This is a genomic window from Mesorhizobium sp. P2_F5, assembly GCF_056403715.1.
The window spans coordinates 1-11,357 of sequence record NZ_JBFUEY010000050.1 but is presented as its reverse complement, the minus strand read 5'-3'; the positions used below and the strand labels follow the sequence as shown (position 1 = coordinate 11,357).

General features: G+C 63.3%; 12 protein-coding genes. 4 read left to right on the top strand and 8 right to left on the bottom strand.

The annotated features are described in order from the left end of the window. Window positions 1-214 precede the first annotated feature (214 nt). From AC1DYO_RS32050 to AC1DYO_RS32040, 3 genes are all read right to left on the bottom strand, one after another. Window positions 215-481 (bottom strand): hypothetical protein, encoded by a 267-nt coding sequence (locus AC1DYO_RS32050; RefSeq protein WP_477268654.1) that lies wholly within the window; start codon window positions 479-481, stop codon window positions 215-217. A 180-nt stretch (window positions 482-661) separates the two neighbouring features. Beyond that, entirely contained in the window at window positions 662-1,870 is a 1,209-nt protein-coding gene (locus AC1DYO_RS32045; RefSeq protein WP_477268652.1) for an MFS transporter, read from the bottom strand. A gap of 59 nt (window positions 1,871-1,929) precedes the next feature. Beyond that, the gene (locus AC1DYO_RS32040) at window positions 1,930-2,919 is read right to left on the bottom strand and encodes an AraC family transcriptional regulator (protein ID WP_477268656.1); all 990 of its coding nucleotides are present in this window, start codon (window positions 2,917-2,919) and stop codon (window positions 1,930-1,932) included. Between the two features lie 161 nt (window positions 2,920-3,080). On the opposite strand from AC1DYO_RS32040, the gene AC1DYO_RS32035 reads away from it, so the two are divergent. Beyond that, window positions 3,081-4,928 carry a monovalent cation:proton antiporter-2 (CPA2) family protein gene (locus AC1DYO_RS32035; protein WP_477268650.1) on the top strand — a complete coding sequence of 616 codons (1,848 nt, stop codon included), beginning with the start codon at window positions 3,081-3,083 and terminating at the stop codon, window positions 4,926-4,928. Continuing rightward, window positions 4,928-5,476, top strand: coding sequence for a DUF924 family protein (locus AC1DYO_RS32030; protein WP_477268648.1), 549 nt, complete (start codon window positions 4,928-4,930; stop codon window positions 5,474-5,476). The genes AC1DYO_RS32035 and AC1DYO_RS32030 overlap by 1 nt, the downstream gene beginning before the upstream one ends. On the opposite strand, the gene folK is transcribed toward AC1DYO_RS32030, so the two are convergent. From folK to folP, 3 genes are read right to left on the bottom strand one after another with little or no spacing between them, the layout of a single operon-like run. Continuing rightward, window positions 5,473-5,985: a 2-amino-4-hydroxy-6-hydroxymethyldihydropteridine diphosphokinase gene (gene folK / locus AC1DYO_RS32025; protein ID WP_477268646.1), complete on the bottom strand. Its 513-nt coding sequence runs from the start codon at window positions 5,983-5,985 to the stop codon at window positions 5,473-5,475. The two genes, AC1DYO_RS32030 and folK, sit on opposite strands and share 4 nt — an antisense overlap. Continuing rightward, a complete protein-coding gene (gene folB / locus AC1DYO_RS32020) occupies window positions 5,969-6,328 on the bottom strand; it encodes a dihydroneopterin aldolase (RefSeq protein WP_112395424.1) in 360 nt (119 codons plus the stop codon). Before folB ends, folK begins: the two co-directional genes overlap by 17 nt. 17 nt (window positions 6,329-6,345) lie before the next feature. Next, window positions 6,346-7,191 (bottom strand): dihydropteroate synthase, encoded by an 846-nt coding sequence (folP, locus tag AC1DYO_RS32015; RefSeq protein ID WP_477268644.1) that lies wholly within the window; start codon window positions 7,189-7,191, stop codon window positions 6,346-6,348. Window positions 7,192-7,309: 118 nt separating this feature from the next. Between folP and AC1DYO_RS32010 the strand changes: the two genes are divergently transcribed. Next, window positions 7,310-7,930: a DUF922 domain-containing Zn-dependent protease gene (locus AC1DYO_RS32010; protein ID WP_477268642.1), complete on the top strand. Its 621-nt coding sequence runs from the start codon at window positions 7,310-7,312 to the stop codon at window positions 7,928-7,930. Between the two features lie 216 nt (window positions 7,931-8,146). Continuing rightward, complete coding sequence (locus AC1DYO_RS32005; RefSeq protein WP_477268640.1) at window positions 8,147-9,628, top strand: MDR family MFS transporter; 1,482 nt, start codon at window positions 8,147-8,149, stop codon at window positions 9,626-9,628. Window positions 9,629-9,649: 21 nt separating this feature from the next. Here AC1DYO_RS32005 and AC1DYO_RS32000 read toward each other — a convergent pair whose 3' ends face one another. Together AC1DYO_RS32000 and AC1DYO_RS31995 are read right to left on the bottom strand one after the other, a co-directional pair. Beyond that, the gene (locus AC1DYO_RS32000) at window positions 9,650-10,681 is read right to left on the bottom strand and encodes an NAD(P)/FAD-dependent oxidoreductase (protein ID WP_477268638.1); all 1,032 of its coding nucleotides are present in this window, start codon (window positions 10,679-10,681) and stop codon (window positions 9,650-9,652) included. 93 nt (window positions 10,682-10,774) lie between these two features. Continuing rightward, complete coding sequence (locus tag AC1DYO_RS31995; RefSeq protein ID WP_477268637.1) at window positions 10,775-11,095, bottom strand: 2Fe-2S iron-sulfur cluster-binding protein; 321 nt, start codon at window positions 11,093-11,095, stop codon at window positions 10,775-10,777. Between the last annotated feature and the right edge of the window lie 262 nt (window positions 11,096-11,357).

Here is an 11,357-nt window from a genome sequence, read left to right as displayed (position 1 = left end):
AGGCGAGGCTGCGAAAGAAGGCGGCCAGAAGCTTCGATGCACTCTGCGAGGCTCTCGGCGATATCTGCCATCTGTTCGAGCCAACCGAATGCAGAAACTTCTTCAAAGCGGCCGGATATGAGGCCGATTAATCGCAACACGCTTTAAACGTAAAAAAAGAGGCGGCAGCCAATGGCCACCGCCTCTTTTTAAAGCAACCAGATCAGCGCTTCGCTCAGCCCTTGATGGCGGCAAGCACGTCGTCATAAGCCTTGCAGGCCTCGGCCGCCGTGGTGGCGCCGGAATATTTGGTGGTGACCGCCTGGACCTTGGCGGTGAGATCGGCCGCCTTGGACGGATCCTTGGTGATCGCCTCCTGTAGGGCGGTCGTCACATCCTGAGCCTTCTTGGTCAGCATTTCGGTCGTGCATTCGGGCGCCTTGGAACAGGCAGATGCGGCAAGCATGGCGACACCCACGCCAACGAGCAAAAACTTCTTCATGTCAGTCATCTCCTCACAAAGGCAGAACTTGATCGTTGCTGCCTTCCAACGGCCGAAGCCGAGCGTCCCTTAGCCGCCGATTGCGGCTAAACGCAACGCGAGAACTGCATAAACTTGTGTAACGCGGCTGCAACATAGCAGCGGCCCGGAGTTAGGCCGCCGCGTCTGTTGAAGCAGGGTTCAGCTGCGAGGCTGAAGCAGCGCCAGCAAAGCTGTCGATGCGGCAAGGATGGCGGTGAGAGTCAAAGGGGCCGTGGCGCCGTAGTTGTCCACGACATAACCGCCGACAACCGCGCCGATGGTGATGGCAACCTGGAAAGAGACGACCATCAGGCTGCCCGCCGCTTCCAGCGCGTCGGGTGCCGCACGCGACAGATTGGTCGGCAGCACAACCGGCCCCATGCCGAAGGCCAAGCCCCAAAGCGTTACGAACGCGAAGGCAGCGCCGACGTGCACGCCCCAAAGCACCAATGCCAGCGCCGCAAACGCCATCAAGACGGCGGTCACCACGAGAGCCATGCGGATATTGGCGTCGGCCAAGCGGCCGCCGGCGATGTTGCCGATCACGGCGGCGATGCCAAATCCGAGCAGAGCGAGAGCAATCGGCCCGGTTGCAAGCAGCGTCACGTGTTCGAGGAAGGGCCGCACATAGACGGATCCGGCGAAATGCCCGGTCATCAGCAAAACAATGGCAAGCATGCCGAGCTGAATGCCACGCCGCCGCGTCAGCCGAAATACGTCGGCAAGACTATTGCTTGCGCTTGCAGGCAAGGTCGGCAGGCTGAGAAACTGCAGCAGCATGGCAACCAGGGCCAGCCCCGCTGTCATGGCCATGGCGCTGCGCCATCCCAGCCAGTCGCTGATCAATGCACCCATCGACGGCGCGGCAATGGTGGCGAGCGAGACGCCGAGGGTGACGATGGCCATGCCTCGACCTGTCGCATTGGCGCCAACCAGCCTCGCTACGACGGCAACCGAAAGTGCCCAGAAAGCGCTGAGAGCGATCCCCAGCCCGGCCCTGCCTAACAACAACAGCCAGAAATTAGGCGCCAACGCTGCAAGAATATTGGAAGCGACCGCCAAGGCCATCAGGCCAACCAGCACCGTCTTGCGATTCAATCGGCCGATGAGAACATTGCTCAACATGGCCGTCACTGCGCCAACGGAAGCGGTGGCGGTGACGACCTGTCCGGCCGTTCCCTCGCTGATGCCGAGATCGCGCGCCATTGGCGTCAACAGACCTGCCGGCAGGAATTCGGCCGACACCAGGGCAAAGCTGGTGGCCGCCAATGAAATGACCGCGAACCAGGTGGCCGCGCTCCACGCTGCTGGTGCATCGGCATCAAGGACAATCGCAGCGTCTTCAAGCTGTAATGTTGTGTCAGTCACTGAAGGATCTCCAAAGTTTGGAGATCTTCATAGACGAGTCCACCCGGATGATATGTACCTTAAAATCCGAAATTCATATCTATTCGTCCGGGAATTGTGCGGCGCACAACGCCGGGCGAGACATTGGTGATGCGCTTGAACGCGCGAGCGAAGGATGCCTCGGAATCATAGCCCAAACGGGTAGCCACCTCGGCAACCGACAAGCCGTTTTGTCCCAGCAATTCGCGGGCAAGCTGCATACGCAGGCGGGCGAGATAGCGTGCAGCACCCTCGCCCAACACAGCGCTGAAGCGCTCGGCGAAAATCGAGCGCGATTGGCCTGCCACGCCGGCCAGGCTTCCCAGCGTCCAGTTGTGGCCGGGGTCTCGGTGCATGGCTGCCAGAGCGCGGCCAATATGGGGGTCGCGGATGGCAGCGAGCCAACCGGTGGTCGAAGCTCCATTGCAATTGACCCAGCAGCGGATGAGCCGGGCCGTCAGCAAATCCGCCATACGCGACAGAATCGTGGCGCTGCCCATCTGCGGGTGTGCGGCCTCCGCCGTCATGGCCGCCAGCAAAGGGCCGACGACCGGGTCATTGCCGGCCACGTCGCAACCCTTGATGATAGGCGGCATCAACGTGATCAATGGGTTGAGCGCACAGGAGCCCAAGGCCATCGAGCCGCAGAAAAGGGAGCTTGTCGCGCCCGTTCCTTCCCGCACCACTTCGCAGACGTTGCCTCCCAACTTGATCACTTGGCAACCATCGAGCGAGTCGCCGGCAACATCCGGCGCACTCGCCAGCCGATGGGCGGTGCCTTGCGGCAGCAGCACCAGATCGCCGTCGCGCAACTCCTGCCAGCCTTGGGCTTCGATATGAATCCAACATGGACCCTGGCCGACAAAGTGAAACCGAAGCAGCGGTTGTTGCGGAAAATCTATGCTCCATGGATGTCGGAGCTCGCAGCGGCCATAGTTGACACCACTCAAGCGAAAGTCCTGCAGAACTTCGCTGAGCGCATCCATCGGGATGTGTGGTGGCGACGACGGGCGGGACGAATAGTCAGGCATTTGGCAAATATAGATGCCGAACGTCCGGCAGGCAAGCGGAGACGGTTGTTCCACCAGGGGAATCGCTGCGACGGCACCCTACCCGTCTTGGCAGGCTTCCCGCCCTTGCCTCCCGCTCCAACTGCATGCAAGGAGTGCTGCGAGACAGAGGGACAAGAGGCATGGCAGCGGAAGCATCGGGCAGCGATCTCATTCAGGTGGTGGCGCTGCTTGCCGCAGGCGTCGTCGCGGTTCCGATCTTCAAACGGATGGGGCTGGGCTCGATCCTCGGCTATCTCGCCGCCGGCGTGGTCATCGGCCCGTTCGGTATTGGCATTTTTTCCGAATCGGAAGCCATCCTGCATGTCGCCGAACTCGGCGTCGTCATGTTCCTGTTCATCATCGGGCTGGAGATGCAGCCGTCGCGGCTATGGGGCCTGCGCCGCGAGATTTTTGGCCTCGGCGCCTTACAGGTCGGCGTCTGCGCCTTGCTGCTCACCGGTGTTGGGCTCGCCGGCGGATTTCCGATCGCGCAGTCTTTCGTTGCCGGCGCCGGCTTCGTGCTGACCTCGACGGCGATCGTCATGCAGCTTCTCGAAGAGCGCGGCGAGATGGCGTCGCCCAAGGGACAGCGCATCGTTTCCATCCTGCTGCTCGAGGATCTGGCGATCGTGCCGCTGCTGGCGCTGGTCGCCTTCCTGGCGCCGGGCGGTGCCGAGATGACCCTGCAGCAAAGGCTGACCGAGGTCGGCATCGGCCTTGGCGCCATTGTCGGGCTGGTGGTGGCCGGCCGCTATCTGCTCAATCCGTTCTTCCGCATCCTGGCCGACGCCAAGGCGCGCGAAGTGATGACGGCGGCGGCGCTTCTGGTGGTGCTGGGGTCGGCGCTGGTCATGCAGCTTTCCGGCCTGTCGATGGCGATGGGCGCCTTCCTGGCCGGTGTGCTGTTGTCGGAATCGACCTTCCGCCACCAGCTGGAAGCCGACATCGAGCCTTTTCGCGGCATCCTGCTCGGCCTGTTCTTCCTCGCCGTCGGCATGTCGCTCGACCTGCATGTGGTGGTCGACAACTGGCGGCTGATCGCCATCTATGTGGTCGCCTATATGGTGATGAAGGCGCTCGGCATCTATCTCGTCGCCCGTATGCTGAAGAGCGGCCATCGCGAGGCGCTGGAGCGCGCCGTGTTCATGGCGCAAGGCGGCGAATTCGCTTTCGTGCTTTATTCCGCGGCGGCGGCCGTCGGCATCATCGACAGTCGGGCCAACGCGACGCTGACCGCGATCATCATCATCTCCATGGTGCTGACGCCGCTGGCGATCATTGCGCTCAAATATCTGACGCCGCGCGACGAGCAGTCGCTCGAAGGCGTTGACATCGCCGACGGCCTCACCGGCAGCGTCCTGGTCATCGGTTTCGGCCGCTTTGGCCAGATCGCCAGCCAGCCGCTACTGTTGCGCGGCATCGACGTGTCGATCATCGACAATGATGTCGAAATGATCCAGGCCGCCGCCGATTTCGGCTTCAAGGTCTATTATGGCGACGGCACGCGGCTGGACATTCTGCGCGCCGCGGGTGCTGGCCGTGCGCGCGCCGTGCTGATCTGCGTCGACAAGGCCGATGCCGCCGTCCGCATGGCGGAACTGATCAAAGCAGAGTTCCCGCTGCTGACGGTGCTGGCGCGCGCCTACGACCGCGGCACCGCGCTGCAGCTCATTCGCGCCGGGGTCGACTTCCAGCTGCGCGAAACCTTCGAATCGGCGCTGGTCTTCGGCGGCTCAGCGCTCGAGGCGCTGGGTGTCGACCCGGAAGATGTCGCCGAGGTCATCGAGGATGTGCGCCGCCGCGACAATGCCCGCTTCGAAACGCAGCTGGCGGAAGGCATTCGGGCAGGCCAGCGTTTCCTCAGGGGCAATATCGGCACGCCGATCCCGACGCCGCTCGCCACGCCGCGCCGGACCGGCCAGGCGCTGAACGAAGAGACCGCCGGCGTGCTGCACAAACCCGAGCCCGCCGACCGAGGGGAAAGCTGATGACCGCATTGGATGAGCGCCCGCTCGCCGTCACCAAATTCTGGCGCGAAGCCGGTGAAGATGCATGGTTCGAGAAGAACGATGCCTTCGACGCGGATTTTCGCAGCCGGTTTCTCGACCTGCACTTTGCTGCCGCGCGGCGCGAGTGCGATGCCTGGTCGGAGCATGCCGAAGGTTCGCTGGCGCTGATGATCCTGCTCGACCAGTTTCCGCGCAACTGTTTTCGCGGCAGTGGCCACATGTACGCCACCGATCCGCTGGCAAGGCACTTTGCCGCCAAAGCGATTGCGGCCAGCCATGACCTTGCGCTGGAAGAGGACCTGCGCGTCTTCCTGTACCTGCCTTACGAACATTCCGAACTGCCCGCCGACCAGGACAGATCGGTTGAGCTCACCACCGCCAACGCGCCGGAGTATATCAAATACGCGGTCGAGCACCGCGACATCATCGAGCGCTTCGGCCGCTTTCCGCACCGCAACCGCATGCTCGGCCGCCAGACGACGGTGGACGAACAGGCCTTTCTCGATGACGGCGGCTTTTCCGGTTAGCTAAGCCACCAGTCGCGGCCGGAAGACAGCCGCTCTATGCCTGACGTATCGACAGCGCCGAGCCGCTCGGTGACGCTGCGGCCGCCCACGGCCAGCTCCGGCGCAATCTCGGCCAGTGGCGCCAGCACGAAGGCGCGCTCCAGCATCCGGGGATGCGGCACTTCCAGCCCGGTCTCGTGGATGACGCGGTCGCCGAACACCAATATGTCGATGTCGATCAGGCGCGGCCCCCAGCGCTCCTCGCGCACCCGCTTCAGCTTGCGCTCGGCCTCAAGGCAGAGGTCGAGCAGCGCCCTTGGCGCCAGCGCGGTCGAGATTTCGGCGGCGGCGTTGAGGAAATCCGGCTGGTCGAGCTTGCCCCAGGGTGGCGTGCGGTAGAGCGAGGAGACGGCGATGACGCGCGTGCTCTCGTCGGCGTCCAGCAGGCGCAGCGCCGTGGCCATCGAGGCCGCCGGATCGCCGAGATTGCCGCCAAGGCTGAGATAGACCGTGTTATTCGGGCCAGACAACGGTCACCTCGACATAATCGAGCACGCCGGGTACCGGCGCGTTCGGCTTGCGCACGGTGATCTCGGCCTTCCTGATCTGCGGAAACCGCGCCGTCAGCGCCTTCGCCACTTCGAGCGCCAGCGCCTCGATCAGGAAACGGCGATGTCCAGTAACAATCTTTTCAATCACCGTGAAGGCGATGCCGTAATTGACGGTGTCCTCGATGGAATCATCCTCCAACGGACGGCTGGGCTCGACCGTCAACTCGGCATCGACATAGAAACGCTGGCCAAGCGCCTCCTCCTCGTCCAGCACGCCGTGCCGGGCAAAGAAGGCGCAGTTCTTCATACGGATGACATACATTTCTTAGTGTCCTGGGCTCAGCATCCTGGCTTTTCACGCGCCAGCATAGCATCGGCAACGGCCAGCGCGTCCACGTTGATTGCGACATCGTGGACGCGAAACAGATCGGCGCCCTTGAGCCTGAGGATAACGCTGGTGGCTGCCGTCCCTGCGCCGCGCTCAGCGGCGTCGCGGCCGGTTACGGTGCCGATGAAGCGTTTTCTCGAAGTGCCGGCCATCAAGGGAAAGCCGAGCGCCGTCAATTCGGAAAACCGCGCCATCAGGTCGAGATTTTCCTCCGCCGTCTCCTTGGCGAAGCCGAAGCCGGCGTCGAGCACGATCTGGTCGTCCTTGACGCCACTGCGACTGGCAATCTCCAGCGATGTTTTGAGGAAGAAAAACTGGTCGTCGATGACGTCGGGCAGCTTTTGACGCTCGCGCCCGGTGTGCATGATGACCAGTCCGGCGCCGGTCTCGGCGGCGACGCGGGCAATGCCCGGTTCGCGCTGCAAGCCCCAGACATCGTTGACGATATGCGCACCCGCGGCGACGGCCAGGCGGGCGGTCTCCTCGCGATAGGTGTCGACCGAAATCAGGGCTTCACCAGAGCCGGCGAGTGCGGCGATCACCGGCAATATGCGGGCCTGTTCTTCCGCAGGGGTGACGGGAGAGGCGCCGGGGCGCGTCGATTCCCCGCCGATGTCGATGACGGCAGCGCCCTCTTCCACCATGCGGCGCGCCTGAGCCACCGCTTGTTCAGCCGTGACGAACTGCCCGCCATCCGAAAAACTGTCCGGCGTGACGTTGAGAATGCCGACCACTATGGCTTCCTCGCCAAGGTCGAGATGGCGCCCATGCGCCAGTTGCCATCGCCTTGTCGTCATTGTCCTTCAACCATGTGGCTCATCGAGCGCTTGCAATCCATCAACGATGCGTGATCGGTGGAAGATCAATTCCGTTGCGCCGGCAACGGCCGTAAAGCAAGGTGAGTGAAGAGGCAACATGATGAAGCGACCCCTGCTCTGCGCCCTGATGCTGGCTTTGACCGCTTTGCCGGCGGGCGCGGCCAATCTGGTAAAGACCTACAGCTATTTTGCCATCGGCGGCAGCACGCTCGATGACATCGAGACGCAATTGTCGAAGCATGGACCCGAGGTGAAAAGCACCGGGATGCGGCATCCGGGCGCCACGCAGATGGCGTTCACCACCCGCATCAGCTACGCGCAGACCGCTGAGTCCTGCCGGATCGCCAAGGCCGCCGTCACCGTCAAGGTCAAGGTCATCCTTCCGGAATGGCGCCGGCCGCGCAAGGCCGACTCCGATGTCAGGCTGTTCTGGGATACGCTGTCGGCAGACATCAAGCGCCACGAGGAGCGCCATGTCGAGATTGCCAAGAACCACGGTCGTCAGCTTGAGGACGCGCTGAACGCCAGCTTCCCGCAAAAGACCTGCGCCGAGGCAAAGGCGAAGGCGGCGCAGATCACAGCGGCCGAGCTCGCCAGGCATGACCAGGACCAGCTGCGCTTCGACCGCGTCGAAGGCGTCAACTTCGAAAGCCGCATTCTGCGGCTGCTGCGCTACCGCATGCAGCGCGTCGAGAACGGCCAGCTTCCACCGGGCTGAAACACAGGACTGATACCAAGCCAATCCTGCCGAAACATGAGGCCAGCCCCAGAAAATTTTCGGGCAAGGGTCGAAATCGGCCTATACGGGACGACATATGTCAGGCTCGCAAGACGCGAGCTTCGAAACACGAGATCAAGACCAATTGAGGCGGCGTATAGCGGAGCGGCCATTTGGCGCCGCGCAATCGCTCGCAGACACTGTGGATGAACTGATATGGACCAGGCTGTCGACAAGCCGGTTTTGGCGGCGCCCACCGCGCCGCTGACGGAAAGCGAGAAGAACGTCATCATCGCCGGCATCCTGCTGTCGATGCTCCTGGCGGCGCTCGACCAGACCATCGTCGCGCCAGCCATGCCGACCATCGGCCGTTCGCTCGGCCACGCCGACTATCTGCCGTGGATCGTGACCGGCTATCTCCTGACGGCGACCGCCATGGCGCCGCTCTACGGCAAGATCTCCGACGTCCATGGCCGCCGGCCGACGGTCTATGCGGCGATCCTGATCTTCCTCGCGGGATCGCTGGTCAGCGCCATGGCCCCCAACATGTTCGTGCTGGTCATCGGCCGGGCGATCCAGGGTGCGGGCGGCGGTGGCCTGTTCGCCTTGGCGCAGATCGTTATCGGCGACCTGGTGCCGCCGCGCGAGCGGGCGCGTTATGCCGCCTGGATTTCGGGCACATGGGCAGTCGCCAGCATCGCCGGACCGTTGCTCGGCGGCGGATTTGCCGAACATCTGCACTGGTCGCTGATCTTCTGGATCAACATCCCGCTTGGCCTGGTGGCCATGGCGATCATCAACAAGCCGCTGCGAAAGCTGCCGGTCGCCGCAAAGCGGCATCGCATCGACGCCCTGGGTGCGCTGCTTCTGGTGGTGGCGACGGCATTACTTCTACTGGCGCTCAACTGGGGCGGCAGCGCCTATCCATGGGCCTCGCGCGAGATCCTCGGCCTGCTCGCCTGTTCGGCGGTCTTCTGGGGCGCGTTTGCGCTGCGGCTGATGCGTGCGGCCGAGCCGCTGATCTCGCTTGAAGTGCTGAGCAATCCGATCGTGCTTGCCGGCACGGCGTCAATGTTCCTGCTGCAGGCCGCCAATATCGGCCTGTCCGTGTACCTGCCGGTCTATCTGCAGTCGATCATCGGCCTCTCGGTCAGCCAGTCGGGCATCGCCATGCTCGGCCTGCTGCTCGGCACGGTGGCCGGCGCAACGTTCAGCGGCCGCACCATACCGCGCTTCTTCCACTACAAACGCATCGCCATGGTCGGCGTTGTCTTCGCCATTATCTGTCTCGGCGTGCTCAGCCTGGTCGCCGGCCGCGCCTCGTTGCTGGTGGTCGAGCTGCTAACGATCTGCATTGGGCTTGGAAGCGGCACCACCTTCCCGGTGGCCACCGTGTCGGTGCAGAACGCCGTCGACCGCGCGCATCTCGGCGTCGCCACCGGCGTGCTGACCTTCCTGCGTTCGCTGGGCAGCGCGCTCGGTGTCGCCATGCTCGGCGCCGTCGCGCTCGGCTATGGCCTGCCGCTTGCCGGCGAAGGCGCGCCGGCTGCCGGACAGATCGTGTCAGCGACACCCTTCATGATGATCTTCCTTGCCGCGGCCATCACGCTCGTCCTGTCGCTGATCACGCTGGCGCTGATGCCGGAGAAGTCGTTGCGTGGCCGCGACGAGACCGAGGCGGCAGGCCTTGTGGAGTGAAGCTCGGCTCGGCAGGTCTACCTACGCCACCACGCCGAGCTTCTTCTGCAGGCTGGTCGAGGAGGTCGTGTACTGGAAGACGATGCGCTCGCCGGGGCTGATGATGCGCTTGGCCGCCTGCGCCATCAGCGCCACCTCGTGAAAACCCGACAGGATAAGCTTCAGCTTGCCGGGGTAGCAGTTGATGTCACCGACGGCGAAGATACCGGGCACCGATGTCTGGAATTTCTCGGTATCGACGGGAATGAGGTTCTCGTGAAGGTTGAGCCCCCATTCGGCGATTGGGCCGAGCTTCATGGTCAGACCGAAGAACGGCAGCATGCGGGTGCACGGCACCTCGATGTCGCCGTCAGGTCCGCCCTTGATGGTCGCGGACGCCAGCTGGCCGTCGGCGCCGGTTAGGCCGCTCACCTGGCCGACCCGGAACTCCAGCTGCTTCATCTCCTGCATGGCGTACATCTTGTTGACGCTGTCGGGCGCCGCCCTGAATTCCGGCCGGCGATGGACCAGTGTGACGCTTTTCGCCACTGGCTGCAGGTTCAGCGTCCAGTCGAGCGCGGAATCACCGCCGCCGACGATGACGAGATCGTGGCCGCGGAAATCCTCCATGCGACGCACAGAATAGAAGACGCTTTTGCCCTCATAGGCCTCGATGCCGGGAATGGGCGGCCGCTTGGGCTGGAACGAGCCGCCGCCGGCGGCGATAACCACCACCTTGGTCTCAAACACCTCATTCTCGTCGGTGGTGACCCGAAATGAGCCGTCGTCGAGCTTCTCCAGGCTGGAGACCATGCGGTTAAAGGTGAAATCGGGCTTGAACGGGTGAATCTGCTCGAGCAGTTTGTCGACCAGGCCTTGCGCCGAGATCGAAGGCCAGCCCGGAATGTCGTAGATCGGCTTTTCCGGGTAAAGCTCGGCGCACTGGCCGCCGGGCCGGTCGAGGATGTCGATCAAATGGCACTTCATGTCGAAGAGGCCAAGTTCGAACACGGCGAACAGGCCAACCGGCCCTGCCCCGACAATGAGTGCGTCCGTCTTGATTACATCGGTCATGCCAGGCGAGCCTCATTGCCAAAACTGGGGCGAGACTGCATGAGCATTGGTCCGCTGCCAAGCGGCGGCGGTAAAAATCCGAAAGAAGTTGGTTCAGCCCTGGCGGGCGGGCACGCGCACGACGAGGCCGTCAAGCGCGTCGCGCACCTTGATCTGGCAGGACAGGCGCGAGTTCGGCTGGACGTCATAGGCGAAGTCCAGCATGTCCTCTTCCATCGCCTCCGGCTCGCCGACCTCGGCCGTCCAGCCTTCGTCGACATAGACATGGCAGGTCGCGCAGGCGCAGGCGCCGCCGCATTCGGCCTCGATGCCCGGCACCGCATTGCGGATCGCATTCTCCATGACGGTCGAGCCGTTTTCGGCCTCGACATCGAAAGAAGTGCCGTCATGGGCGATGAAGGTCAGCTTGGTCATTGGTCACCTGAAGGGAGTCTCAGCCGAGATAATCACTCCGCTGGACAAGTCAACTGCGGCGCGAAAGCGCCGCTTTGTGACGTTTTTTCGGAAAGCTGGCCAAAGCGCGCCCTAGGAGCCTGACTCTGTAATGGGACCCGCCGAGGCGATCTGGGTCGGCAGGGATTCTGGCGTGGATGACAGAGTGCGTCCGATCGAGCCGCGGTTGTGTCACAATGATCAGGCCGGTGTCATCGATCTTTGTGCTCCTGCCAGCTTGTTG